Annotated in this window: 27 protein-coding genes and 3 tRNA genes; 12 read left to right on the plus strand and 18 right to left on the minus strand. The window is 53.4% G+C overall.

Translation table 11 applies throughout. The annotated features are described in order from the left end of the window. Window positions 1-9: 9 nt before the first annotated feature. Both radA and serB read right to left on the minus strand, forming a co-directional pair. Window positions 10-1,392 (minus strand): DNA repair protein RadA, encoded by a 1,383-nt coding sequence (gene radA, locus HV213_RS24740; RefSeq protein WP_110272687.1) that lies wholly within the window; start codon window positions 1,390-1,392, stop codon window positions 10-12. A gap of 9 nt (window positions 1,393-1,401) precedes the next feature. After that, entirely contained in the window at window positions 1,402-2,373 is a 972-nt protein-coding gene (serB, locus tag HV213_RS24745) for a phosphoserine phosphatase (protein ID WP_181483699.1), read from the minus strand. 104 nt (window positions 2,374-2,477) lie between these two features. On the opposite strand from serB, the gene HV213_RS24750 reads away from it, so the two are divergent. The 3 genes from HV213_RS24750 to HV213_RS24760 all read left to right on the plus strand — a co-directional run bounded on the left by HV213_RS24750 (window position 2,478) and on the right by HV213_RS24760 (window position 4,385). Then, window positions 2,478-3,119: a YtjB family periplasmic protein gene (locus HV213_RS24750; RefSeq protein WP_181483700.1), complete on the plus strand. Its 642-nt coding sequence runs from the start codon at window positions 2,478-2,480 to the stop codon at window positions 3,117-3,119. Window positions 3,120-3,129: 10 nt separating this feature from the next. Next, entirely contained in the window at window positions 3,130-4,146 is a 1,017-nt protein-coding gene (gene lplA / locus HV213_RS24755; protein WP_181486497.1) for a lipoate--protein ligase LplA, read from the plus strand. A 71-nt stretch (window positions 4,147-4,217) separates the two neighbouring features. Beyond that, window positions 4,218-4,385, plus strand: a complete 168-nt coding sequence (locus HV213_RS24760) for a hypothetical protein (protein WP_181483701.1) — start codon at window positions 4,218-4,220, stop codon at window positions 4,383-4,385. An 81-nt stretch (window positions 4,386-4,466) separates the two neighbouring features. On the opposite strand, the gene cadR is transcribed toward HV213_RS24760, so the two are convergent. Further along, the gene (gene cadR, locus HV213_RS24765; protein ID WP_004364961.1) at window positions 4,467-4,874 is read right to left on the minus strand and encodes a Cd(II)/Pb(II)-responsive transcriptional regulator; all 408 of its coding nucleotides are present in this window, start codon (window positions 4,872-4,874) and stop codon (window positions 4,467-4,469) included. A 95-nt stretch (window positions 4,875-4,969) separates the two neighbouring features. Here cadR and HV213_RS24770 point away from each other — a divergent pair, with 95 nt between their 5' ends. From HV213_RS24770 to HV213_RS24780, 3 genes are read left to right on the plus strand one after another with little or no spacing between them, the layout of a single operon-like run. Beyond that, complete coding sequence (locus HV213_RS24770) at window positions 4,970-5,866, plus strand: cation efflux transmembrane domain-containing protein (protein ID WP_004364974.1); 897 nt, start codon at window positions 4,970-4,972, stop codon at window positions 5,864-5,866. A gap of 3 nt (window positions 5,867-5,869) precedes the next feature. Further along, window positions 5,870-6,382, plus strand: coding sequence for a signal peptidase II (gene lspA / locus HV213_RS24775; protein ID WP_003821921.1), 513 nt, complete (start codon window positions 5,870-5,872; stop codon window positions 6,380-6,382). 21 nt (window positions 6,383-6,403) lie between these two features. Beyond that, window positions 6,404-7,693 carry an ISL3-like element ISPpu12 family transposase gene (locus tag HV213_RS24780; protein WP_004574636.1) on the plus strand — a complete coding sequence of 430 codons (1,290 nt, stop codon included), beginning with the start codon at window positions 6,404-6,406 and terminating at the stop codon, window positions 7,691-7,693. A 331-nt stretch (window positions 7,694-8,024) separates the two neighbouring features. Here HV213_RS24780 and deoD read toward each other — a convergent pair whose 3' ends face one another. From deoD to HV213_RS24845, 13 genes are all read right to left on the minus strand, one after another. Then, complete coding sequence (gene deoD / locus HV213_RS24785; RefSeq protein ID WP_181483702.1) at window positions 8,025-8,747, minus strand: purine-nucleoside phosphorylase; 723 nt, start codon at window positions 8,745-8,747, stop codon at window positions 8,025-8,027. 58 nt (window positions 8,748-8,805) lie between these two features. Continuing rightward, the gene (deoB, locus tag HV213_RS24790) at window positions 8,806-10,029 is read right to left on the minus strand and encodes a phosphopentomutase (RefSeq protein ID WP_181483703.1); all 1,224 of its coding nucleotides are present in this window, start codon (window positions 10,027-10,029) and stop codon (window positions 8,806-8,808) included. A gap of 52 nt (window positions 10,030-10,081) precedes the next feature. Then, window positions 10,082-11,404: a thymidine phosphorylase gene (deoA, locus tag HV213_RS24795; protein WP_181483704.1), complete on the minus strand. Its 1,323-nt coding sequence runs from the start codon at window positions 11,402-11,404 to the stop codon at window positions 10,082-10,084. A gap of 180 nt (window positions 11,405-11,584) precedes the next feature. Next, on the minus strand, window positions 11,585-12,364 hold the full coding sequence (deoC, locus tag HV213_RS24800) for a deoxyribose-phosphate aldolase (protein WP_112215076.1): 780 nt from the start codon (window positions 12,362-12,364) through the stop codon (window positions 11,585-11,587). 424 nt (window positions 12,365-12,788) lie between these two features. Then, window positions 12,789-14,066, minus strand: a complete 1,278-nt coding sequence (locus HV213_RS24805) for a NupC/NupG family nucleoside CNT transporter (protein ID WP_181483705.1) — start codon at window positions 14,064-14,066, stop codon at window positions 12,789-12,791. A 146-nt stretch (window positions 14,067-14,212) separates the two neighbouring features. Then, window positions 14,213-14,992, minus strand: coding sequence for a metal-dependent hydrolase (locus HV213_RS24810; RefSeq protein WP_181483706.1), 780 nt, complete (start codon window positions 14,990-14,992; stop codon window positions 14,213-14,215). Next, window positions 14,989-16,062: a patatin-like phospholipase family protein gene (locus tag HV213_RS24815; protein ID WP_110272696.1), complete on the minus strand. Its 1,074-nt coding sequence runs from the start codon at window positions 16,060-16,062 to the stop codon at window positions 14,989-14,991. Before HV213_RS24815 ends, HV213_RS24810 begins: the two co-directional genes overlap by 4 nt. Window positions 16,063-16,183: 121 nt before the next feature. Further along, entirely contained in the window at window positions 16,184-16,345 is a 162-nt protein-coding gene (locus tag HV213_RS24820; RefSeq protein WP_071200058.1) for a DUF1328 domain-containing protein, read from the minus strand. A 123-nt stretch (window positions 16,346-16,468) separates the two neighbouring features. Next, window positions 16,469-17,080 (minus strand): molecular chaperone OsmY, encoded by a 612-nt coding sequence (osmY, locus tag HV213_RS24825; RefSeq protein WP_181483707.1) that lies wholly within the window; start codon window positions 17,078-17,080, stop codon window positions 16,469-16,471. 218 nt (window positions 17,081-17,298) lie between these two features. Further along, entirely contained in the window at window positions 17,299-18,888 is a 1,590-nt protein-coding gene (prfC, locus tag HV213_RS24830) for a peptide chain release factor 3 (protein ID WP_181483708.1), read from the minus strand. A 92-nt stretch (window positions 18,889-18,980) separates the two neighbouring features. Continuing rightward, complete coding sequence (yjjG, locus tag HV213_RS24835; protein WP_181486498.1) at window positions 18,981-19,658, minus strand: pyrimidine 5'-nucleotidase; 678 nt, start codon at window positions 19,656-19,658, stop codon at window positions 18,981-18,983. Between the two features lie 14 nt (window positions 19,659-19,672). After that, on the minus strand, window positions 19,673-20,119 hold the full coding sequence (gene rimI / locus HV213_RS24840; RefSeq protein ID WP_110272700.1) for a ribosomal protein S18-alanine N-acetyltransferase: 447 nt from the start codon (window positions 20,117-20,119) through the stop codon (window positions 19,673-19,675). Further along, a complete protein-coding gene (locus tag HV213_RS24845) occupies window positions 20,088-20,501 on the minus strand; it encodes a DNA polymerase III subunit psi (RefSeq protein ID WP_112215083.1) in 414 nt (137 codons plus the stop codon). The genes rimI and HV213_RS24845 overlap by 32 nt, the downstream gene beginning before the upstream one ends. A 157-nt stretch (window positions 20,502-20,658) precedes the next feature. On the opposite strand from HV213_RS24845, the gene rsmC reads away from it, so the two are divergent. The 4 genes from rsmC to HV213_RS24865 all read left to right on the plus strand — a co-directional run bounded on the left by rsmC (window position 20,659) and on the right by HV213_RS24865 (window position 22,173). Then, a complete protein-coding gene (gene rsmC, locus HV213_RS24850; protein ID WP_181483709.1) occupies window positions 20,659-21,687 on the plus strand; it encodes a 16S rRNA (guanine(1207)-N(2))-methyltransferase RsmC in 1,029 nt (342 codons plus the stop codon). A 169-nt stretch (window positions 21,688-21,856) separates the two neighbouring features. Then, window positions 21,857-21,943: transfer RNA gene (locus tag HV213_RS24855), tRNA-Leu, on the plus strand. Between the two features lie 28 nt (window positions 21,944-21,971). Continuing rightward, window positions 21,972-22,057 (plus strand) — tRNA-Leu (locus HV213_RS24860). Window positions 22,058-22,087: 30 nt separating this feature from the next. Next, window positions 22,088-22,173: transfer RNA gene (locus tag HV213_RS24865), tRNA-Leu, on the plus strand. 19 nt (window positions 22,174-22,192) lie between these two features. Here the strand turns inward: HV213_RS24865 and HV213_RS24870 are convergent. Next, window positions 22,193-22,432: a DUF1435 domain-containing protein gene (locus HV213_RS24870; protein WP_110272793.1), complete on the minus strand. Its 240-nt coding sequence runs from the start codon at window positions 22,430-22,432 to the stop codon at window positions 22,193-22,195. Window positions 22,433-22,695: 263 nt separating this feature from the next. On the opposite strand from HV213_RS24870, the gene HV213_RS24875 reads away from it, so the two are divergent. Together HV213_RS24875 and fhuF are read left to right on the plus strand one after the other, a co-directional pair. Further along, window positions 22,696-23,742, plus strand: a complete 1,047-nt coding sequence (locus HV213_RS24875; protein ID WP_181483710.1) for a GGDEF domain-containing protein — start codon at window positions 22,696-22,698, stop codon at window positions 23,740-23,742. Between the two features lie 109 nt (window positions 23,743-23,851). Continuing rightward, window positions 23,852-24,640, plus strand: coding sequence for a siderophore-iron reductase FhuF (gene fhuF / locus HV213_RS24880; protein WP_181483711.1), 789 nt, complete (start codon window positions 23,852-23,854; stop codon window positions 24,638-24,640). 48 nt (window positions 24,641-24,688) lie between these two features. Here the strand turns inward: fhuF and HV213_RS24885 are convergent, their stop codons facing one another. Next, window positions 24,689-26,032 (minus strand): PTS sugar transporter subunit IIC, encoded by a 1,344-nt coding sequence (locus tag HV213_RS24885; RefSeq protein WP_181483712.1) that lies wholly within the window; start codon window positions 26,030-26,032, stop codon window positions 24,689-24,691. Window positions 26,033-26,226 lie beyond the last annotated feature (194 nt).

Raw genomic sequence — 26,226 nt, forward strand, 5'->3', positions numbered from 1 at the left:
ATTATATGTCTATAAGTCGTCAAAAACGCTTAATGCGTCCGCAAGCTTCTTAACGCCAAAGATTTGCATCCCTTCAGGCGCTTTTTTCGGCACGTTGGCCGCCGGAACAATAGCCCGACGGAAACCATGTTTAGCCGCTTCTGAAATACGCTCCTGTCCGCTCGGCACCGGACGGATTTCGCCTGCCAACCCCACTTCGCCGAAGACCACCAGATCCTGCGGTAGCGGTCGGTCGCGCAAGCTGGAAACCATCGCCAGCAGCAGCGCCAGATCGGCGCTGGTCTCGGTGACCTTCACCCCGCCGACAACGTTAACGAACACATCCTGATCGGCCATCTGCAGGCCGCCGTGACGGTGCAGCACCGCCAGCAGGATCGCCAAACGGTTTTGCTCCAGCCCCACCGCCACGCGGCGCGGGTTAGACATCATCGAGTGATCGACCAGCGCCTGGATTTCCACCAACAGCGGGCGCGTACCTTCCCAGACCACCATCACCGAACTACCGGAGGTCACTTCATCCCCGCGACTCAGGAAGATGGCCGATGGGTTACTAATCTCACGCAGGCCCTGCTCGGTCATGGCGAATACGCCCAGCTCATTGACTGCGCCGAAGCGGTTTTTATGGCTGCGCAGAGTACGGAAACGGGAGTCAGCATCACCATCAAGCAGAACAGAGCAATCGATACAGTGCTCCAGCACTTTTGGCCCGGCCAGCGAACCATCTTTGGTGACGTGGCCGACCATAATAATCGCCACACCGCGAGTTTTAGCAAAGCGCGTTAAATAGGCTGCCGTTTCACGTACCTGGGCCACGCTGCCCGGCGACGACTGCACGTCGGCCATATGCATCACCTGGATGGAGTCGATAACCATCAGCTGCGGCTTTTCTTCGTCAGCAATCTGGCAGATTTGCTCAATGCTGGTTTCAGACAACATATTGAGATTAGCAGTCGGCAGCGCTAAACGATGAGCGCGCATCGCCACCTGCTGGAGCGACTCTTCCCCGGTGACGTACAACGTTTTCATGCCTTCTGACAGCTTGCACAGGGTTTGCAGCAGCAGCGTCGATTTACCCGCGCCAGGGCTGCCGCCAATCAGAATCGCGCTGCCTGGCACCACGCCGCCACCGAGCACGCGGTCGAACTCTTTAAAGCCGGTCGAAAAACGCGGCAGCGCTTCCAGGCTGATCTCAGAGAGTTTCTGCACTTTCGAGACGCCAGCATTACCGGCGTACCCTGACAGACGCTCATTTCTTGCCACCTGCGGCGAAGCGGCAATGCGCATCTCGGTGATGGTATTCCAGGCATGACAGGCGCTGCACTGCCCCTGCCAGCGCGGATAATCCGCACCACATTCATTACAGACAAATGCGCGTTTTGGAGCTTTCGCCACGTTAACCTCTTACTTTTGATTCATGCTGCCGGAGAGAATACAGAATACCCCCATCAGGTCAGCATGGCGGATTGTCACTTCCGCCAGTTCATTCACTTTTGGTTTCGCATGATAGGCGATACCGAGGCCTGCCGCTTTAATCATCGGCAAATCGTTGGCGCCATCGCCAATCGCCACGGTTTGCGCCGACGGGATCTCATACTTTTCCGCCAGTTTGCGCAGCGTATTGGCTTTATATTTGGCATCAACGATATCGCCAAGGACGTTGCCGGTCAGCTTCCCGTCCATGATCTCCAGCTCGTTGGCAAACACCGCGTCGAGATGCAGCTTGTCGCGCAGATACTCGGCGAAGAAGGTGAAGCCGCCGGAGGCGATGGCCACTTTCCAGCCGAGACTTTCCAGCTTCAATACCAGCTGCGTCAGCCCAGGCATCAGCGGCAAAGTCTCACGTACCTGGAACAAAATATTGGCGTCGGCATCTTTCAGCGTCGCCACACGCTGGCGCAGGCTGGCGGTAAAATCAAGTTCGCCGCGCATGGCGCGTTCCGTCACTTCCGAAACCAGCTCGCCGGTTCCGGCCAGTTTGGCGATTTCGTCAATGCACTCAATCTGAATCGCCGTCGAGTCCATATCCATTACCAGCAAACCCGGCGTGCGCAAATGGGGGATTTTGCCCAGCGGCGCGACGTCCAGCCCGGCGTCATGCGCCAGACGGGTCGCTCGTAACGTTAGCGAACCAGCCAGACGAATCACCTGGTAGTCATCAACCGTCCAGGAGGCAACGATAACCAGCGCTGCGCCCAGCTCACGCTGCCATTCCGTCAGACGACGCTTGTTAAGGCCGCGGCCATACAGCAGCCAGCCGCTGCGTCCAGCATGGTAATCCAACGGCATGACCTCATCACCGCTCAGGGAAAGCGGCAATCCAGGCCACTGGGAAACATCTTCAGGCAGGTCGCACCAGGTCAAACTGTTTGGCATCACGGCTCCACATCACTTCATTCAGGCGAGGAAAATAACGCATGAGGCTACCTTGTAACCAGCGCTTCTGGCAACATTAAGCTGCAAATTTTCAAAGGTGGAATATGGTACGCGCAAAACTTAAATTCCGGCTGCACCGCGCTGTTATTGTTCTAATCTGTCTCGCGCTCCTCGTCGCCCTGATGCAGGGTGCGTCGTGGTTCAGCCAGAATAGTCAAAAGCAGCGCAACCCGCAGTTAGAAGAACTGGCTCGCACGCTCGCTCAACAGGTAACGTTAAACCTGTCACCGCTGATGCGTAACGAAACGCCCGATGAAAAGCGGATTAGCCAGCTGCTGGAGCAGCTTACCCACAAAAGTCGGATACTGGATGCTGGCGTTTATGACGAACAGGGCGACCTGGTCGCGCGTTCCGGCGAAAGCATCGAGGTACGCGATCGGCTGGCGCTGGACGGTAAAAAAGCGGGCGGTTACTTCAATCAGCAAATCGTAGAACCCATTCAGGGTAAAAACGGCCCCCTCGGCTATCTGCGCTTGACGCTGGATACCCATACGTTAGCCACCGAAGCCCAGCAAGTGGATAATACCACCAATATCTTACGCCTGATGCTACTGCTGTCGCTGGCCATCGGCGTGGTGCTGACGCGAACTCTGCTGCAAGGTAAACGTACCCGCTGGCAGCAATCCCCTTTCCTGCTCACCGCCAATAAGCCGGTGCAGGATGAAGATAAAGATGAATCAGAATAAGGAAATCGCTATGTCCACGCTGCGCCTGCTGCTCTCCGACTCCTACGACCCGTGGTTCAACCTGGCGGTTGAGGAGTCGATTTTCCGCCAGATGCCCGCCACGCAACGGGTACTGTTTCTGTGGCGTAATGCCGATACGGTGGTTATCGGCCGCGCGCAAAACCCATGGAAAGAGTGCAATACCCGGCGTATGGAAGAAGACAACGTACGCCTGGCGCGCCGCAGCAGCGGCGGCGGCGCGGTGTTCCACGATCTGGGCAATACCTGCTTCACCTTTATGGCCGGTAAACCGGAGTACGATAAGACGGTCTCCACCAATATTGTCCTGACGGCGCTGAATTCGCTGGGGGTCACGGCGGAGGCCTCCGGGCGCAACGATCTGGTGGTGAAAACCGCCGAGGGCGACCGCAAGGTCTCCGGCTCCGCCTATCGCGAAACAATGGATCGCGGCTTTCACCACGGCACCCTACTGCTGAACGCGGACTTGAGTCGTCTGGCTAACTATCTGAATCCCGATAAGAAAAAGCTACAGGCAAAAGGGATCACCTCCGTGCGCGGGCGCGTGGCGAATCTGGTCGAGCTGCTGCCAGGCATTACGCATCAGCGGGTCTGCGAGGCGATTCAGGAGGCATTCTTTGCCCACTATGGCGAACGCGTTGAGGCTGAAATTATCTCTCCTGATAAAATGCCGGATCTGCCAAATTTTGCCGATACCTTTGCCCGTCAGAGCAGTTGGGAGTGGAACTTTGGCCAGGCGCCCGCCTTCTCTCACCTGCTGGACGAGCGATTTACCTGGGGTGGCGTAGAGTTGCATTTCGACGTCGAGAAAGGCCATATCACGCGAACTCAGGTCTTTACCGACAGCCTGAACCCAGCCCCGCTGGAAGCGCTGGCCGCCAGATTGCAGGGCTGCCTGTATCGCGCTGATAGGCTGCAGCAGGAGTGCGATGCATTATTACGGGATTTCCCGGAGCAGGAGAAAGAGCTGCGGGAGCTATCGGCGTGGATTGCCGGGGCGGTGAGGTAACGACTCTTCCAGAGCATGGCACCTTCATTCCTTGTCAGTTCATCATTTCTCCCACTTAAAGGAATGGCTGCATGATTGACGCGATAAAACAAGAGCAAGCTGTTGCGCTCGTCATGGCTCAGCAAAAAGTATCGTGGCTTGCTGCGGTGCGTATCTATAAACACTTATCTCGTACTGATGCAGCAAAAATGTTGAACATCACCCCGGAATCACTTGCTCGTATTGAAAAAAAAGGGTAAGCGGATTAAATGGTTGATCTTACCTTTGCATGAGAGTGAGACAGACCGGCATCTCATCGGATTATCTGGTTGATGCTTCACCTACTGCTGGTGCATGTTTCCTTCGCTAATTCCAGCAAGAACCCCACACGCCTCAACTTCCCGGTCATCGTTGCAACTCGCTCTCAGTGAAACGAGTTGTTTCTCAAGCGCTTGCAGAGCGGTTATCTGCGACCGCACATGAGAGATGTGATCATCGAGCAAGGCGTTGACGGCGGTACAAGGCTGATGAGGGTCGTCCTGATAGCTCTGTAGTTCGTGAATCTCAGCCAGTGACAGGCCCAGGATTCTGCAGCGACGGATGAAGGCCAGCCCCTCACCATGCTTCTCGGTATAGACACGGTAACCGTTGTCCTGCCGATCAGGCGGCGGCAACAAGCCCTGCTGTTCATAGAAGCGGATCGTCTGTGTTTCGACCCCTACCAACTGCGCCAACTGACCAATGCGCATCAGCCTCCTCCCCAACGGATTCTTTACTCTATTGACCTTATAGTAGCTTTATAGTTTAAAATGGTACCACAACATTGTTCAAGTGGAGTCGTATCATGAGCAAATCCTGTGGTGGCGCCTGTGGCGGTGATGCAACGTCCGCAGCGGATACCGATATACAGGCCTCCTCCGAGGCGCCAGGGAGATGGGTCAGTGTTTATGCCGTGCCGAAGATGGACTGTCCATCAGAAGAACGAATGATTCGCCTAGCCCTGAACGGCTTTGAGGAGATTCGGGCGCTGTCCTTCGACTTGTCGAACCGCCGGCTGAAGGTCGTGCATGACGGCGAGGTCGAGCCCGTCACCTCGAAACTGAAGACCTTGGGGCTAGGCGCCTCGCTTCAGGAAACCGTCGCTGCAAATCCGGAGACCATCAAGGCCGCCGAGTTTTCGGCAGCTTCTGCTAAGCAAGAATCCGGGACCCTGCGCTGGTTGCTCGGCATCAATGCACTTCTGTTCGTGGTGGAAATGACTGCCGGTCTGATCGCCCGGTCCACCGGCCTGATTGGAGAATCCCTGGACAATTTTGCCGATGCGGCGGTGTACGGGCTTGCCCTTTATGCGGTTGGACATAGCGTGAAAATGCAGGTACGTGCCGCGCATCTTGCTGGTGTACTGCAACTGATCTTGGCTGTGGGCGTGCTCGTAGAGGTGGTGAGACGCTTTGTATTCGGTAGTGAGCCTGAATCGCTGGTGATGATGGCTATCGCATTCGTCGCATTGATTGCCAATACCAGTTGTCTGCTGCTCATATCCAAACATCGGGAAGGCGGGGCGCACATGAAGGCAAGCTGGATATTCTCGGCCAACGACGTGGTGATCAACCTGGGGGTCATCACCGCCGGCGCCCTGGTCGCGTGGACCGGTTCCAATTATCCGGATCTGATTATCGGCACCATCGCGGGGGGCATTGTACTTAACGGTGCCAGACGCATTTTGGCGTTGAAGGGTTAAATAATGCTCATTATTGGCAAAAAGCTCTCGCCGTATGCCCTATTGTCCATATCGGGCCTGCTGGCAGCGTCTGATCAGGCTGTAAAGTGGCTGGTGCAGCAATCAATGGCCTATGGCGAGTATGTTTCGGTGACCCCGTTCTTTAACTGGGTGCACCTATGGAACACCGGTGCCGCATTCAGTCTTTTTGCGAATGGTGGAGGCTGGCAGCGCTACTTTTTTATCGGAATCGCGGTAGTGGTCTCGATTTTTCTGATCAAGCTGATCCTTGAAAATCGTCATAAAGGAGAAGCCATCGCTTACAGTCTTATCCTCGGTGGCGCCATGGGCAACCTGATTGACCGGGTCTTTCGCGGCTATGTTGTGGATTCCTTTGATTTCTATTGGCGAGACTGGCATTGGCCGGCCTTCAACCTGGCTGATATTGCAATTGTCCTCGGTGCCTTACTTTTCGTTTCCAGCAGCTTGTTGGGTAAAAAAGCAAACACCAATGCCGAGTCGGATGGATCTGACTGACACCTACGCCTATACAACACCATGACCGAACTTCCCGACAACATCCTTCACCTGCCGCAATACCAAGTACTGGGCTGCAAATCAACCGACGACGAAATGCACTTCCAGGTGGACGTGCCCGATCCCATCGCCTGCGAGGAATGCGGCGTGCAGGGTGAGTTCGTACGGTTCGGCAAGCGTGACGTTCCCTATCGTGATCTGCCCATCCACGGCAAGCGGGTCACTCTCTGGGTGGTCCGCCGCCGATACACCTGCCGGGCCTGCAAGACAACATTCAGGCCCCAGCTACCGGAGATGGTGGACGGATTCCGTATGACACTGCGGCTGCATGAGTACGTGGAGAAGGAATCCTTCAACCACCCCTACACCTTTGTGGCGGCACAGACCGGCCTGGACGAGAAGACGGTGCGCGACATCTTCAACGCCCGCGCCGAGTTCCTGGGGCGCTGGCACCGCTTCGAGACGCCCCGCATCCTGGGCATTGACGAGCTATACCTGAACAAGCGCTACCGCTGCATTCTGACCAACATTGAGGAGCGAACCCTGCTCGACCTGCTGGCCACCCGCCGCCAGGACGTGGTGACCAACTACCTGATGAAGCTGAAAGACCGGCAGAAGGTCGAGATCGTCAGCATGGACATGTGGAACCCCTACCGGGCAGCGGTCAAGGCTGTGCTGCCCCAGGCCCGTATCGTGGTCGATAAGTTCCATGTGGTGCGCATGGCCAACGATGCCCTAGAGAGAGTGCGCAAGGGCCTCAGAAAGGAGCTGAAACCGTCCCAGAGCCGGACTCTCAAGGGAGACCGGAAAATCCTGCTGAAACGCGCTCACGAAGTCTCAGACCGGGAGCGCCTCATCATGGAGACCTGGACAGGCGCGTTCCCGCAACTGCTGGCCGCCTACGAGCACAAGGAGCGCTTCTACGGCATCTGGGACGCCACCACACGGCTCCAGGCAGAAGCCGCCCTGGACGAGTGGATAGCCACCATCCCGAAGGGCCAAAAGGAAGTCTGGAGCGATCTGGTCAGGGCAGTGGGAAACTGGCGCGAAGAGACCATGACCTACTTCGAGACGGACATGCCCGTCACCAACGCTTACACGGAGTCCATCAACCGACTGGCCAAGGACAAGAACCGTGAAGGGCGCGGTTACTCCTTCGAGGTGATGCGGGCACGAATGCTCTACACCACGAAGCACAAGAAGAAGGCACCGACTGCGAAGGTCTCTCCTTTCTACAAGAAAACCATCGGTTACGGACTGCCGGACTTCGCAGAGGAACTCAACTACGGAGTCGATCTATCAACCATCTGAGGGTGGTATCAGATTGATGGGGTGAAGGTGCCCCATCAACCATTAAATCCGTATACCCAAAAAAAAGAACAAATAAGCACTGCTGTGAGAAGCCGCATGGCTGAAATTTATGGATGCCCGGAGGCCCTGCTTGTATGTCCATCATGGATGCAAGGTCGAACTGCATGAATAGATAGCTGAATAGATATCTGAATAAATTAAAATCACATCACAATGAAAAGTATGGATAAATACTTCGATAAAAAATAAGCCGGATGGCGGCTACGCCTTATCCGGCCTACAGGTTTTTGCGCAGGCCCGGTAAACGCAGCGCTACCGGGCGACACAATACTTACTCTTTATCGCCCAGCAGAACGGATTCCAGCGCGATTTTGATCATATCGTTGAAGGTCGTCTGACGCTCAGCAGCGCTGGTCTGCTCGTGGGTACGGATATGGTCAGATACGGTGCAGATAGTCAGCGCTTTCGCCCCGAACTCCGCAGCGACGCCGTAGATACCGGCCGCTTCCATTTCTACGCCCAGAATGCCGTATTTCTCCATCACGTCGAACATCTCGCCGCCGTCCGGTGCATAGAACAGGTCAGCAGAGAAGATGTTACCGACGCGCGCGTCAACGCCCAGCGCTTTTGCCGCATCAACCGCGTTACGCACCATACCAAAGTCTGCGATTGCCGCGAAGTCATGGTCTTTAAAACGCATACGGTTAACTTTAGAGTCGGTGCAAGCACCCATACCGATAACCACGTCACGTAACTTAACGTCCATACGCACGGCACCGCAGGAGCCCACGCGGATGATTTTTTTGACGCCGAAGTCGGTAATCAACTCTTTCGCGTAAATGGAGCAGGATGGGATACCCATGCCGTGGCCCATAACAGAAATTTTGCGGCCTTTATAGGTACCGGTGAAGCCCAGCATGCCGCGCACGCTGTTCACTTCACGAATGTCTTCAAGGAAAGTTTCTGCAATGTGCTTCGCACGCAGCGGGTCGCCCGGCATCAGCACAACATCAGCGAAATCACCCATTTCTGCATTAATATGTGGGGTAGCCATCGTAATTTCCTTTATATTTTAAATAGATGAAGGGCGGAAAATGTTCCCGCCCAAATAATCACAGCATGTTTTTGCCGTATTCCATTGGCGACGTACCGAAGTAGGTCGCCAGGGTCTGGCCGATATCCGCAAAGGTTTCACGGTGACCAAGCGAGCCCGGCTTCACTTTCGGGCCATAAACCAGCACCGGAATGTGTTCACGGGTATGGTCAGTACCGGTCCAGCTAGGGTCGCAGCCGTGGTCGGCGGTCAGGATCAGAATATCATCTTCACCCACCAGCTCCATCAGCTCAGGCAGACGGCGATCGAACAATTCCAGTCCGGCGGCGTAACCAGCGATATCACGACGATGGCCCCAGGAAGAGTCGAAGTCGACGAAGTTAGTGAAGACGATGGTCTCGTCACCCGCTTCTTTCATCTCTTTGATGGTGGCATCAAACAGCGCATCCAGGCCGGTCGCTTTCACTTTTTTAGTGATACCGCAGTTGGCGTAGATATCGGCGATTTTACCGACAGAAACGACCTGACCATTTTTCTCGTCGACCAGCTTCTGCAGCACGGTCGCCGCAGGTGGCTCAACGGCCAGGTCATGGCGGTTGCCAGTACGCTGGAAGTTACCCGCTTTATCACCGATAAACGGACGTGCGATAACGCGACCGATGTTGTAGCCGCCTTCGGTCAGCTCTTCACGGGCGATTTCACACAGCTCGTAGAGTTTATCGAGACCATAAGTCTCTTCATGGCAGGCAATCTGGAATACCGAGTCAGCAGAGGTATAGAAAATCGGCTTGCCGGTTTTCATATGCTCTTCGCCCAGTTGGTCGAGGATAACGGTACCGGAAGAGTGGCAATTGCCGAGATAGCCCGGCAAATTAGCGCGCTTAACCAGTTTATCCAACAACTCCTGCGGGAAGCTGTTTTCATGCTCCGGGAAGTAACCCCACTCGAACAGAACCGGCACACCGGCGATTTCCCAGTGGCCTGACGGCGTATCTTTACCGGAAGAGAGTTCATGCGCCCAAGCGTAAGCGCCAATCACTTCCGCATTACCGTCCATTCCGGCGGCAATTTTGCCGGTAGAACCTTCATGTGCTTTCACCAGACCCAGACGAGTCAGGTTAGGCAAATTCAGCGGGCCTTTGCGACCGTTATCAGCCTCGCCTTTGGCGCAAGCTTCTGCAATATGGCCCATGGTGTCTGAACCTACGTCGCCAAAGCGGTCAGCGTCTTCAGTCGCACCGATGCCGAAGGAGTCCAGCACCATAATAAATGCACGTTTCATATTATTCTCCGTACCTTTTGCGCTGCAAAAAAGCGATCAGATCAGTATATAACTATTCGGTGATACGACGATAGACCGTTGGCGTAATTTCGGGCGCTTTATCGTCGAGTTTAATAGCCGCTTTGACTGCTTTGGCGGCTTCCTGCCAGCTGTTTTCATCCTTAGCATGGATAACCGCCAGCGGCCGCTGCGTGTCTACGCTGTCGCCAAGGCGAACTACATCGGTGAAACCCACGCTGTAATCAATCAAATCCGATGCCTGACGGCGACCGCCGCCCATGGATACCACCGCCATACCCAGCGCCCGAGTGTCCATTTGTGCGACAAAGCCAGCACTTTCGGCGTAGACCGCTTTACTCAGCATCGCGGTTGGCAGGTAGTTGTCGTAGTTTTCGATAAAATCGTTCGGCCCTTTCTGCGCAGCGACCATTCGACCAAAGACTTCTGCAGCTTTACCGTTATCCAGTACCGTCTGCAGTTTTGCCCTCGCATCAGCGTCGTTATCCGCCAGCTTGCCGGAAATCAGCATTTCAACGCACAGCGCCATGGTGACATCGAACAGGCGCGGGTTGCGGTATTCACCCGTCAGGAATTGTACCGCTTCACGCACTTCCACCGCGTTACCGGCGCTGGAAGCCAGCACCTGGTTCATGTCGGTCAGCAGTGCGGTGGTGCGCACGCCCGCACCGTTAGAAACGCCAACGATCGCTTCGGCCAGCGCAGCGGAAAGCTCGTAGGTCGGCATAAACGCGCCGCTACCGACTTTCACATCCATGACCAGCGCGTCCAGACCTTCAGCCAGTTTTTTGGCCAGAATCGAAGCGGTAATCAGCGGGATGGAGTCCACCGTCGCGGTAATGTCACGGGTGGCATAAAAACGTTTATCCGCCGGTGCGAGCGAGCTGGTCTGCCCAATAATCGCCACTCCGACGTCTTGAATAATTTCACGAAAACGGCTGTCGTCCGGGAAGATATCAAAGCCCGGAATCGCTTCCAGTTTGTCGAGGGTGCCACCGGTATGACCGAGACCGCGCCCGGAAATCATCGGCACATAGCCGCCGCAAGCTGCGACCATTGGCCCCAACATCAGTGAGGTAACATCACCTACGCCGCCGGTGGAGTGCTTATCGACGATCGGACCGTTGAGATTAAGGCTCTTCCAGTCAAGAACGGTTCCTGAATCCCGCATCGCCATGGTCAGCGAAACCCGTTCTGGCATAGACATATCGTGGAAAAAGATGGTCATAGCTAGCGCGGCGATCTGGCCTTCTGAGATGGTGTTATCGCGGATGCCGTTGATGAAAAAGCGAATTTCTTCATCGCTCAGCGCATGACCATCACGTTTTTTACGAATTATTTCTTGTGCGAGAAACACGGTAACCCCCGATTAATCAGGTTAAATGCAGCGGAAAACCCACTGCAATGAATGATTACTCTAAATAATTCGAGTCGCAGGAAGGCGGCAAGGGAACTCATCCCCAGGAGCTTACTACAGTAAGTGACTGGGGTGAGGGAGTGCAGCTAACGCACCTGCGGCTTGAAGTATGACGAGTAATTAGTAGCTGCTTGCGCTCTTGCCGTCCCCATGGCCCAGCGCTTTCAGCAGGCTTGCCAGCAGGCTGGATGCGCCAAAGCGGTAGTGGCGAGAATCAGCCCAGTCGGCACCGAACAGTTCGTCGGCAATGGCGAGGAATTGCTGCGCGTCTTCTGCGCTACGCACCCCGCCAGCCGGTTTGAAACCAACGGTTTTTTCCACACCCATATCGCGAATAACTTCCAGCATGATGCGAGCACTTTCCGGTGTGGCGTTTACCGGCACTTTACCTGTTGACGTTTTGATGAAATCCGCACCGGCCTTGATAGAGATTTCAGAAGCTTTGCGAATCAGCGCTTCTTCTTTCAGCTCGCCGGTTTCGATAATCACTTTCAGCAGCACGTTTGCCGCCGCACAGGCTTCTTTACAGGCTTTCACCAGGTCAAAACCAACCTGCTCATTGCCAGCAATCAGGGCGCGATAAGGGAACACGACGTCTACTTCATCGGCACCGTAGGCAATTGCCGCACGGGTTTCCGCCAGCGCGATATCAATATCATCGTTACCGTGCGGGAAGTTGGTGACTGTCGCAATGCGGATGTCCGGGGTACCCTGCTCGTTCAGCGTTTTACGCGCAATGGGGATAAAGCGCGGGTAGATACAAACCGCAGCGGTGTTACCTACCGGAGTTTTTGCCTGATGACACAGGGCGATCACCTTTTCATTAGTGTCGTCATCATTCAGGGTGGTCAGGTCCATCAATTTCAACGCGCGCAGGCTGCTTGCAGATAAATCTGTCATTTCATACTCCGACGGCCTATTGCCGATTTAAAGTTTGTTCACCTTGCGAGTCTGTTACTATTGTAACATCACCTCGCAGTCACACTTCGATATACATCACAGTTAATGAAAACTTATTACTAATTTGCATTACTGTAACGTGATAAAAATCACATAATAAAGCTCAACAGATGCATCACAAGCCCGAAACTCTCTTTAAGCATAATCAGGATTCTTGAGCCTGCGATAATGTTATTATAATAACATAAAAACTCACTATAACTCGACATCGGTGCGCACATTTTGTGCGAAAAAAACCATTGAATCCATTATCAATTGATAATTAATGATTTTATTTCAATTAAAAAATGATGGAATTTTAACAATCAGAAGAGAGATGCCAGCGGCGACATTGCCGCTGGCATCCAGGGAGTTAACAGCGAAGTTATAACGCGAGGAATACGCCGGCAATTGTGGCGCTCATCAGGTTAGAGAGCGTACCCGCCGCAACGGCCCGCATGCCCAATTGAGCAATTTCCTGGCGGCGGCTGGGAGCCATACCGCCCAACCCGCCAATCAGAATCGCTATCGACGACAGGTTGGCAAAACCACACAAAGCAAAGGAGATGATGGCCTTGGTTTGCGTTGAAATCACCTGCAAGCCAGCAGCGGCCACCTCGGCATCAGCCTTGAGATATTCGCCAAAGTTCATATAAGCAACAAACTCGTTAATGATCAGCTTCTGGCCGATAAATGAACCAGCAACGGTTGCCTCGCTCCACGGTACGCCAATCACCCACGCCAGCGGCGAGAAGACCCAGCCAAGGATCATTTGCAGCGACAGGTCCGGATGGTTAAACCAGCCACCTACGCCGGAGAGAATACCGTTGACCAGCGCGATCAGCGCGATAAACGCCAGCAACATCGCGCCCACGTTAAGCGCCAGCTGCATCCCGGAAGCGGCACCGGACGCGGCAGCGTCCAGAACGTTTGCCGGAGCCTCTGGATCGGCGTCATTTTTCTCCACCGCCGTATTGTCCCGAGGCTGCTCGGTTTCCGGCACGATAATCTTCGCGAACAGCAGACCGCCCGGTGCCGCCATAAACGAAGCGGCAATCAGATATTCCAGCGGCACGCCCATCTGGGCATAACCTGCAAGAACCGACCCCGCAACAGAGGCCAGACCGCCACACATCACCGCAAACAGTTCAGAGCGGGTCATGGTCGCAATATAAGGACGTACCACCAGCGGCGCTTCGGTTTGGCCGACGAAGATATTCGCCGTCGCGGAGAGCGATTCCGTGCGCGAAGTTTTCAGCACCGCACGCAGCGCTCCGCCGAGAATGCGGATGACAAACTGCATAATGCCGAGATAGTAAAGTACGGCGATCAGCGAGGAGAAGAAAACGATGACCGGCAGAACGCGCAGAGCAAAAACAAACCCACCGCCACCGAATACCTCAAACATCTTATCGGAAACCAGCCCGCCAAAAATAAAGCTGATGCCCTCGTTGCCGTAAGCAATGACGTTAGCAACGCCGTTCGACATAGCCAGCAGCGCCGTACGCCCGGCCGGTACGTAGAGAATTAGCGCACCGATCCCCACCTGGAGGATCCAGGCACCGAGGACAGTACGAAGGTTGATGGCTTTTCGATTACTGGAGAGAAGCACAGCGATGGCTAACAGCACCACCATGCCGATAAGTCCCATGAGAATTTGCATACAGAGTCCCTGTGTATTGATAGTTCAGCCTTAAAACCTCGCGATTATAACGACATGGAACCATCACGCCCGTCTCAGCTCACACATTTTAAGCAAAACAATGAGATAAAAAGGTAAGAATGAGATCTAAATCACTCAGCAGAGCATCACAGGATAGAAAAAACCTCTTTTGTATTATGAATCAGAGCATTAGCGATTTCATTCGCAGACTCCTGGCGCAGCTCACACAGGGTGGCGAAAACGCGAGCAGCCTGCTCTGGTCGGTTCGGCTGCCCCTGAAAGCCATTTAATGGCATATCCGGCGCATCGGTCTCCAACAGCAGCGCCGAAAGCGGCAGTTGCGCCATAACATCGCGGGTTTTACTGGCGCGCGGGTAGGTAATCGTGCCGCCCACGCCAATTTTATAGCCGAGCTGCACAAAACGCTCCGCCTGCTGCAAGCTGCCAGCAAAGCCGTGCACCACGCCGGTTCGCGGCAAGGCATGTTTTTTCAGCAACATCGCCAACTTATCGTGAGTACGCCTGGAGTGAAGGATTACTGGCAGATCATAGCGTTTCGCCAGGCGCAATTGCACCTCAAATACGCTAAGTTGACGTTCAAATTGTGGATCTTCGCGATAGAGATCGAGGCCAATTTCACCGACTGCAACCAGCTTGCTGGGGCGTTGAGCCAAATAGACCTCAAGTTGCTCCAGGCTACTCTCGTCATGCCGCTCAATCACGATGGGATGTAAGCCGAGCGCGGCGTAGAGCGCGTTATGTTGCTCCGCTAGCGCCAATACGCGCTCAAAGTTGTCTGCTTCTATGGCCGGAACCACAATCTGCGTGACCCCAGCCTGCACCGCTCGGGCAATGCTGGCGGTTTCGTCGCCGGTAAAAGGGGGAAAGTCGAAGTGGCAATGGGTATCAATAAATCGCAAAGTCACGCCAGATCCTCATTATTAAAGCTGGGGTCGTTGGCCTGCGGTGCCGCAACAATCGGAGCCTGAAGGACCTCATTTGCTACCGGAGCCGGCGGGACTACCACCGTTTTGGGCACGGCAATTCGCGGCGCATGACGCAGCAGCGGCGGCCTGTCGGCCAGCAGTTTACCAACCGTAGCGAGGAAATAACGTCCGCATTGGCGTCCGGTCTTGTAGTCCTCCAGCAAAGCGGGAAGGCGGCTTCCCAATGCCATACTTTTCAGTGGCTTCTGCGGATAAATCTCCAGAATGCGCAGCTTGCCCGGCGGTTTCTCAATAAACTGCTGCGTGGAACGATAAGTCGATTCATGATGCTGCACCAGGTTCACGAACGGCTGTAGGCTGCTTTCCCCAAGCCAGCGCTCCATACGTTTAAACCACTGCGGGGTATAGTACATCTGGGAAGGAACCGTGCGGATCACTACGATCGTTTGCGCCCCACGGCGGGCAGCTTCCTGGACAGGGATCGCATCGCTGACGCCGCCATCAAGATAGCTCACTCCATCCAGCATCACGCCGCTACGATAAAAACCCGGAATGGCACTGGAGGCTCGAATCAGGTCAAGCCAGGTCTGCTGGGTTGGCGCAAAATAATTCGGCGTATAGTCATCACCGCGGCAGGCACACATCCAGAACTGTTTCCCCTGAGCAAAACGATCTTCAGCGTAGGTCATCGCCAGCGGCATCTTTTTCGCGGTGCTGTCCACCAGCCAGTCGAGATCAATAAGATTACCGCCGCGCACAAAGCGCATTGGGTCGAAAAACTCGCGGGCAGTGGTATAGCGCGTGATGACTTTGCGGGCATAGCCAGGCTGGTTGCACATGTAGGCCGACAGATTTTGCGCCCCGGCAGAGGTGCCAAACATCATGTCGAAAGGGTTGAATCCCGCGCGCATAAATTCGTCCAGAACCCCGGCGGTAAAAATCCCTCTCTGTCCCCCCCCTTCGCACACTAGCGCAAGTTTGCCCGGCTGAAAGGGTTTTACAGATAATGGCGTGATATTGCCCAGCGTTACGGGAATGCGATGTCCCACCCTGCTTTCCTGTCTTACTTATTATATAAAATAAAGGTAACGCAATTTTTCACGCCCTGAAACTGCGAAAGCCAGTCACATTGACTGGCTTTATGTAAGACGGTATTTCACGGGTTAACGTCTAGGGACGCCGACGGCCGGTAAAAAGGCTGACAAGAAACAGAATAATACCGACGATGAAAACAATTTTAGCAGCCCAGGCAGCGGTACCCGCCAGTCCACCAAAGCCCAGAGCAGCGGCAATTAACGCGATCACCAGAAAAATAATGCCCCATCTAAACATACGTCTCTCCTTACCATAGTTAATGACGGTCGATTTTCTGCGCACTCAGGCCGCGCATACACAACCCTGTGGTGCTACACATCCTGCGGAAAGGCCGCAGAATAAATTCTTTTAATAATGGATTTATTTAACGCTAAGATCGTTCTTCACGCTTTTGACGCCGGAAACGGCTTTAGCGATATCTTCCGCGCGGTCTGACTGCTTGCTGGAAGCCACTGTGCCGGATAAGTGCACGACGCCATCAGTGGTTTCCACCGTCACATTTCGTGATGGCACGATATCGTCAGCTAATAGTTTAGCTTTAATTTCGCTGGTTACCGCCGTGTCACCGGCATAGCCCTTCAGTGAAGCAGACTTCTCATTCTGCACGCTAAGTTTGTCGTTAACCGAGGTCACGCCTTCAACCCCTTTCGCCACGCTAACCGCCTGCTCTTGCTGCGTTGTGCTATCGACCGTACCGCTCAGCGTGACGACTTTGCTCTCGGTCTTCACAGAGATATCAGTACTGCGAATATCTTTATGATCGATAAGCGCCGCCTTCACTCTGGCAGTAATGGTGCTATCGTCCATAAAATTCCCGACTTTGTTCATCGAGCTATCAACAGCTTGCCCCGCGCTACTGGCAGCAGATTTTGCGCTATCAACCGTCGAGCTTTCCGCATATGCCGAGGTGCTGATGATGGCTGAGCCTAAGAGGAGGGCCAGTGCTGTCCTGGCGTTCTTTGGTCTTGTCATTGTGAGTTCCTCGTTATTTCTAAACAGGTAAAGCAAAATAAGTAGTCTATTAAGCTAAGTTTCCAAAAATTACTTATTAAATGTAGTAGAAACACGAGAGAGTGCGGCAGGAGAGCGTAAAAAAACGCGCAAAACGGTAAGAATTAAGAACTTTCCAGAAAGGTCAAACAGAAGGAAAAACAACGTGGAGCGCGGTGAAAGCCGCGCTCCTGAGGCAATTAGTGCTCGCGAGTTTTACGGAACTGAACGTCAGGATAACGTTCCTGCGTCAGATTCAGGTTAACCATCGTTGGGGCGATATAAGTGAGGTTATCACCGCCATCAAGGGCTAACTGAATTTCGTTCTTACGCTTGAATTCCTCGAATTTCTTCACGTCTGAACACTCTACCCAGCGCGCCGTCGCCACGTTAACGGACTCGTAGATAGCCTCAACGTTGTACTCACTCTTCAGGCGGGAAACGACCACATCAAACTGCAGCACACCGACGGCACCCACTATCAGATCGTTATTGGCAATCGGACGGAATACCTGCACCGCACCTTCTTCAGAAAGCTGTACCAGCCCCTTCAGCAGCTGTTTTTGCTTTAGCGGATCTTTCAGGCGGATACGACGGAACAGTTCCGGGGCGAAGTTCGGAATACCGGTGAACTTCATCATCTCACCTTGCGTAAAGGTGTCGCCGATCTGAATCGTACCGTGGTTATGCAGACCGAGAATATCGCCCGGATACGCCTCTTCAACATGCGAGCGGTCACCGGCCATAAAGGTCAGCGCATCGGAGATAACCACGTCTTTACCGATTCGAACCTGGCGCATTTTCATGCCCTTTTCGTACTTGCCGGAAACTACGCGCATGAAAGCCACGCGGTCACGGTGTTTCGGGTCCATATTGGCCTGAATTTTAAACACGAAGCCGGAGAACTTCTCATCCTGCGCTTCGACCAGGCGGGTATCGGTTTTGCGCGGCATCGGCGCAGGCGCCCATTCCACAAGGCCGTCCAGCATATGATCTACGCCGAAGTTACCCAAGGCGGTACCGAAGAATACCGGAGTAATTTCACCGGCCAGGAACAGCTCTTTATCGAACTCGTTGGACGCGCCCTGCACCAGCTCCAGCTCATCGCGCAGCTGCTGCGCCAGGTCTTCGCCAACGGCCGCATCCAGTTCCGGATTGTTCAGGCCCTTAACGATGCGAACTTCCTGAATGGTATGGCCTTTACCGGTCTGGTACAGGTAGGTTTCATCTTTATATAGATGGTAAACCCCCTTGAATAGCTTACCGCAGCCAATTGGCCAGGTGATCGGCGCACAGCCGATTTTCAGCTCGCGCTCAACTTCATCCAGCACTTCCATCGGATCGCGGATGTCACGGTCAAGTTTGTTCATAAAGGTCAGGATCGGCGTATCGCGCAGACGGGTAACTTCCATCAGCTTACGGGTCCGGTCCTCAACGCCTTTCGCGGCATCGATAACCATCAGGCAGCAGTCCACCGCCGTCAGAGTACGATAGGTATCTTCCGAGAAATCTTCGTGCCCCGGAGTATCTAAAAGATTCACCAGGCAGTCGTGATACGGAAACTGCATCACGGAGGTGGTAATGGAGATACCACGCTGTTTTTCCATCTCCATCCAGTCGGATTTCGCATGCTGGCTGGAACCACGGCCTTTAACAGTACCGGCGGTCTGGATAGCCTGTCCGAATAACAGCACCTTTTCGGTGATGGTGGTTTTACCGGCATCCGGGTGAGAAATAATGGCAAAAGTGCGGCGCTTGGCCACCTCCTGCAAAAAAGGAGACAACGTCATAGTTCAATCTTCTTGAGTAAGCACGGCTATGCGCCACGCATGTTGAATACGAAAAATTGCGGCTATTTTACCCATCAATGGGGGGGAGGCAATCAGTGTTTACACAGGAGTTGCTCCAGTTCGCTTAAAGAGGTCACCGTCCAGTCAGGTTGAAGATCCGCAGGCAGCTCGCGCTGGTGAGGATTAAACCAGCAGGTCGCCAGCCCGGCATTCACGCCGCCGCGAATATCAGACTCCGCCGTATCGCCAACCATCAGAACCCGCGAGCGCTCCGGATTGCCCGCCAGCGCCAGCGCACAATCAAAGATGCGCGCATCCGGCTTCGCCACCCCAACCTCTTCGGAAATAATCAGTAAATCAAAGTGATCGCGTAGCCCGGTTCGTTCGAGACGCGTCTGCTGCAGCGAGGTAAAGCCGTTGGTGATGATGCCCATTTTTACCTTTCCCTGCAGCGCATTGAGCAACGACACCGCGCCCGGTAGCGGCGAGCAGATCTCCGCCATCGCATTCATAAAAGCGGCATTCAGCTCACCAGGCGGCACGCTCAGGCGTTCCGCCCAACCATCAAAGCGCTGATGCTGAAGCTGAAGGGAGGTGATGGCACCGTTTTGATAATCCACCCACAGCGGCTTATTCACGGCCTGGTAATCCTGAAAATCCTCAGCGGAGAAGGTCACGCTATAGTCGAGAAACATCCGCTGTAAGCCGGTAAACGAATCAAACGTAAACAGCGTTTCGTCGGCATCAAAGAAAATCCAGTCCCACTTCATCATCTCACCTTGTCTTACATACTGATTGGCAGTGCCATAATTATTGCGTCCTCACGTCCGTCGACCGTGGGGTAATAGTTGCGGCGAATAGTCGCCTCGTTAAAGCCTAAGCTTTCATAGAGCGCGATGGCGGCGACGTTAGACGCGCGCACCTCCAGCCACAGCGTGACGACGCCGCGTTTTTCTACTTCATCAATCACATGTTCCAGCAGTTCCCGACCCAGGCCACGACGCTGAAAAGCGGGGTCAACGGCGATATTGAATAGCGTCGCCTCGTCGAGCACAATTTGCGTAATCGCAAAAGCCGCCATCTCGCCGTCCACCACTAACTGAAGGTTCAGATAGCGCTCGCCCTGATTGCTGGCAAACGTCTGCTCGCTCCAGGGAAAGGCATGGGCGCGTGTTTCTATTTGCCAGGCACGGGGCAAATCAGCCGTGTTGAGGGTAGAAATCGTTTTCATGTGTGCAGATTTGTTGCCAGAGCGCCAGGCGTGCGGGCGTGCTGGTCTGAAGTTCATCGAAAGCGGGCGAGGATATCTGTGCGCCCGCCAACAGCAACGGCGCATCAGTACCCAGCCGCCAGCTATTACAGCGGGCATCCTGCGGCAACATCGCCACGCGTTCAGGAGTCAGTTGCATAACCTGCTCCGGCGTGAGGGCCAGCGCACGTAAAATATCGCTGATTAGCGGCTCAGTCAGTGATGGCAGAGCTTCCGCCACCATCACCAGACGGATATGTCCAGGAAGCGAGATTGCGATTTCACCCTGTAACGCCCCAGGACGACGTAGCGACCACTGGGTAATACCCAGTTGCTGTAATTGCCAGTCTCGTCGGGATGTCATAGCGAAACACTCCTGTTAATCAAGCGCGCAATATAGCAAATCCGTCGTATCTGCGCCAACAATCACGTGCCCAGCGGATTGCATATCGCCGCCAACAAAGAGGCAGCCTGAAAGATAACGTGTATAATCGCCGCCAGTCTCAATGAAGGAGTGTTTCATGTCTGCTTTTACCCCGGCAAGTGAAGTCTTGCTGCGCCACAGTGATGATTTCGAGTCCGCCCGCGTTCTGTTTGCCGGTGATCTGCAGGATGACCTGCCCGCCCGTCTGGATACGGCTGGCAGCCGCGTCCATACCCAGCAGTTTCACCATTGGCAAGTACTGAGCCGCCAGATGGGTGAAAATGCGCGTTTTAGCCTGGTGGCTGAAGCCAGCGACGTTGCTGATTGCGATACGCTGATTTACTACTGGCCAAAAAATAAGCCAGAAGCTCAGTTTCAGCTAATGAATCTGCTTTCGCTGCTGCCAACAGGTATCGATATTTTCGTGGTTGGCGAGAACCGCAGCGGCGTACGCAGTGCGGAGCAGATGCTGGCCGAATATGCGCCGCTGAGCAAGATCGACAGCGCACGCCGCTGTGGGCTGTATCATGGCCGCCTGGAAAAACAGCCAGCATTTAATCCAGAGCAGTACTGGGGCGAATATCCGCTGGAAAACCTGACGATTAAAACGCTGCCGGGCGTGTTCAGCCGCGATGGTCTGGACATCGGTAGCCAACTGCTGCTCTCAACCCTGACGCCGCATACCAAAGGCAAAGTGCTTGATGTCGGCTGCGGTGCTGGCGTGCTGGCAACCGTGCTGGCAAGCCATTCACCGAAGGTTCGCTTAACACTCTGTGACGTAAGTGCCCCGGCGGTAGAAGCCAGCCGCGCCACCCTTGCCGCAAACGGCATTGAAGGTGACGTTTTTGCCAGCAACGTCTTCTCTGAAGTGAATGGTCGCTTCGATATGATTATCTCTAATCCGCCGTTCCACGACGGACTGCAGACCAGCCAGGAAGCGGCGCAAACGTTGATTCGCGGAGCGGTTCGACATTTAAATAGCGGTGGCGAACTGCGTATTGTCGCCAACGCCTTCCTGCCTTACCCGGATATCCTGGATGAGATCTTCGGTTTCCACGAAGTGATCGCCCAGACTGGCCGGTTTAAAGTCTATCGTACGGTCATGACTCGCCAGGCGAAAAAGTAACGTTCTCCTGCTCCGGCGACAGGCGATGCTTGCCGCCGGGATCGTATCTTCCTAAGCCGTCCATTTTTGCAACAATCAATCCAGCCTGTACAATTAAGTATTGACGAATAGCTTAAAACCACTAGAATGCGCCTCCGTGGTAACGATACTTTCATAGTGTCGATGGTATGCGAAGGTGGCGGAATTGGTAGACGCGCTAGCTTCAGGTGTTAGTGTCCTTACGGACGTGGGGGTTCAAGTCCCCCCCCTCGCACCATAAACCACGTTGATATTGCTCGCACTGGGCGAAGGTGGCGGAATTGGTAGACGCGCTAGCTTCAGGTGTTAGTGTCCTTAGGATGTGGGGGTTCGAGTCCCCCCCCTCGCACCAACGAGGCAATATCAAAATTAAGAATACTGTGCGAAGGTGGCGGAATTGGTAGACGCGCTAGCTTCAGGTGTTAGTGTCCTTAGGATGTGGGGGTTCGAGTCCCCCCCCTCGCACCAATATTCTTACTCTTCTGCATTATCCCATCAGCTTAAAATTCATCATCATCAGCATAATTCCACTTATCAGTGCAACGCATGATGGCAGCAAAACGAAATGCCGTAGCTGACGATGCCAAATCATCAGTGCTGACGTAAGCATTCCCAATGTGACTAACCCGCGCCAGGCGTCCACCGATAAATCGGCAAACCCAAGGGCGGCAATCAACACGCCAGGGATCAAAACTCCCCACCCACTCCCTAAAGTTCGCTGCAACATGTTTTCACCTCTCACAACGATAATGATAACCAATATCATATGGTAATTTTTATCATTTGTCATGCCCGGTAAAACGTGACTCATTATTCTTTACGTTCGCGGTAATGACATACATTCATGAAGATGATAAATTAAGCAAACTAAAACTATATATTAAATTATCTGATAATTTCGCAAAAACCTTATTTTGCGCATTGCTTTTTATTATTCTTTTTTGACACATATCATATTGAATTTTAACGATTAATAATGACAATCCCAACATGACTGCACAATCCTGGCGATCTCATTACGAACAAAAATATCAGTATTCCTTACGGCTTTTTTTACTGCTTAATTTTGTTTCAGCCCTCTTATCCCTGGTCAGCCCACTCTTTACTATCATTAGTTTTACCCTGCCCTGCTTCCTGATTGTTATCTGCAGTTCAGTCCTGCTGTTATGGCACTGGAAATTCTCGCAACGCAAAATAAATATTTCATTTATCTCTCTGATATTTGGCCTGCTTTGGGCATGGCACGTTACGTTAAAAGCCATGATGCTGGGGCCACCGCATTTTAACTATCTGGTGATCGCCTTATTAAGCGTGTTGTTTATTGGCACCATTGCTTTTTCCAGCAATATCATTGCATTCACCTTGCACTCATTACCGACATTCGGTGCCTGCTTGATCCTGGCCGAAGGAGAACAATGGCTGCGCATGTCTTATTGTTTTATCCTGCCGATTGCAGGTATCACCCTCCAGAGCTTAATTCAGAAGCGTAGCGATGTATTCACTCAGGGACTGATGGATAAGCTATTGAGGGAGCGTAATACCCTTAACGATCTCAGTATGTTGGATCCCCTCACCGGTTTGTACAACCGCCGCGGTTTACAAAACCGCCTGGACACGATCCTCTCATTAGACAGCACTGAACATTACGTCCTGCTGCTGGATATTGACCACTTCAAAGCCTACAACGACCATTACGGCCATATGATGGGCGATCAGGCGTTAATTCAGGTTTCCGCGGCAATTCGCAACGCCGTGCGCTCACGCGACATTGTTGCCCGCTTTGGCGGCGAGGAATTTATGGTGCTTTTAACCAGCAGCACGGCTGAAAATGCCCTTCTGGCCGCAGATCGTATCCGCCAGCGCGTCTACGATCTAAAAATTCCGCATATGTTTAACGAAAGCGTCGCCACCAATGTGACGATTAGCATCGGCATGACGCCGCTGGTTGATGCCGACATTGATGGCGCGCTGAAACGTGCAGATAACGCGCTCTATGAAGCGAAAAATATGGGGCGTAATATTATCCTCGCCAGCTAGCTTTATACCGCGCAGCGGAAACCTGCCGCGCGGACAAATCTCTTGCCATCCGGATACCGAACAACTAGTATCAGAAATCATTATCATTTAGATTTGTATCTGACATCCGATGGCTTACCGTTCACTATCCTTCAGCGATGACATCATCTGGCGGGCTCCGCTCCCTTCGGCTGAGCGTGAACTGGCAAATGCAATCCATGAAAAAATCACTACCCTACGCCCCCATCTGCTGGATTTTCTCCGTCTGAATGAAGAAGCGCCTCATCATGCATTAACATTGGCGGAATGGTCTCAGCCAATGGCGCTGAGTTCCCTGCTGGCAACGTATTCCGATCATATCTATCGCAACCAGCCCACGCAGCCACGTGAGCAAAAGCCACTGCTATCCCTTTGGGCGCAGTGGTACATCGGTTTACTGATCCCGCCGTTAATGTTGGCTCTGCTGAGCGAAGATCGCGTCATCAGCCTGGCACCGGAACATTTCCGGGTTGAGTTTCATGAAACGGGTCGGGCCGCCTGTTTCTGGATTGATGTCCATTGCGCACAAGCTTCATCAGAGCAGTCTGCTCAATCGCGAATGGAAACCCTGGTCACCTGCGCTTTACAGCCCGTCATTCAGGCGCTTGAAGCCACTGGTGATATCAACGGCAAACTTATCTGGAGCAATACCGGTTACCTAATCAACTGGTATCTGGGTGAAATGAAAGCGTTGCTGGGAGATGAACAGGTCACCCTTTTGCGTCAGCACTGTTTCTTTGAAAAACAGCTTTCCGACGGCCAGGATAACCCGCTGTGGCGTACGGTTGTTTTACGTGAAGGGCAGCTCGTGCGCCGCACCTGCTGCCAGCGCTATCGTCTACCGGATGTTCAGCAGTGCGGGGATTGCACGCTAAAATGACATCGATTTATAGAGCAACGGGCGGCTAATTAAGCCGCCCGTTTACGTTTACGCGGTCTGCTGGCTTTCTTGTGCCAAACGCTGCGCTTCTTCAGCCTCTTGTTCTAACAGTTGCTTCTCATACACTTTAAAGAACGGGAAATAGATAACTGCCGAGACGCATGCCAGGATAATAACCAAAATCGCCGCCCGGAAATCCCACCCCAAGGCCCACGCACCGCCAATCGGTGCCGGTGCGGTCCACGGAACGACAGATATAACCCGGCCAATCAAATCCAGCTTCATTGCCGCCCAGGCCAGCACAGCGTTAACCATTGGTGCCAGCAGGAATGGAATAAAGAACACCGGGTTCATGACAATAGGTGTACCGAAAATAACCGGCTCGTTAATGTTAAACAGGCTAGGCACTACGCTCAGACGACCGATTGAGCGCAGATGTGCAGATCGACTGCGCAGGTAGCAGAATACCAGCCCCATCGTTGCTCCTGAACCACCGATCACAATAAAGAATGTCCAGAACGCCTCCATAAAGATATGTGGCAACGGTGCGCCCTGAGCCAAAGCCTGCTGGTTCATCCCAAGGTTAGTCAGCCAGAACATCTGCAGCATACCGGAAACAATAGCCGCACCGTGGATACCCGCGAACCACAACAAATGACCAACCAGCACCGCCAGTAAAATCGCCGGTAATGAATCCGCCGCAGAAACCAGCGGCTTAAAGATGGCCATGATAGCCTGCGGGATCAGCATATCGAAATGATGCTGGATAAACAGGCTCAGGGGATAGAGCGTTAGGACTACGACCAATACCGGAATCAATAGATCAAAAGAGTTTTTGATCATTGGCGGCACCTGATCTGGCAGGCGAATACCAATATTATGCGCCTTAAGGAAGCGCATCATTTCAACGCAATAAACAGCCACCAGAATCGCGGTAAAAATCCCCGTCCCGCCCAGACTATCAACCGGCAAATTGCCGTTCGTCTTCGGTGCCGCTACGAGCAGGAAAGCCATAATCGACAGCATCGCGCACATGAAAGGGTCGAGCTGATTCGTTTTTTCGTAGTGTTTACCGAGGTTGTAGGCAATGGCGGCACAAATGTAGATAGACATGATGCCCATCGTCATATCGAACGGCGTCAAAATTCGCCCTTCAAATTCTTTTGCTAAATCCAGCCACGCGCGAGCAAATCCCAATGTGGTATCCGGCGAAAACGGCGGATAAGCAAATACCAGGAGAAAGGAGCCAACGATCATAAACGGCATTGCAGAGATAAAGCCGTCGCGAATAGCCATAACATGGCGCTGAGACGAAATGCGTCCGGCGACCGGGCTGATGTAATTTTCTACAAAGCGGAATATCAGATTAAATGCAGCATGGTTAGCAGACATAGCAGCCCTCCTGACAGGCTATAGAAACAGGCCCAACAATGATTATCTTGCCGTTGTGGTAAACCTAATTAGGTGAGTGGATTAGCACGGCGGATAACCCACTGGCTATACTGCTCAAATAGGTACGACTCATACACGGCTCTTTGTTATAGATGACGCAGGGAAGTTACTATTTCAGTATTCATCGCATGACG

This window comes from Klebsiella sp. RHBSTW-00484 (genome assembly GCF_013705725.1).
Classification (GTDB): Bacteria; Pseudomonadota; Gammaproteobacteria; order Enterobacterales; family Enterobacteriaceae; genus Klebsiella.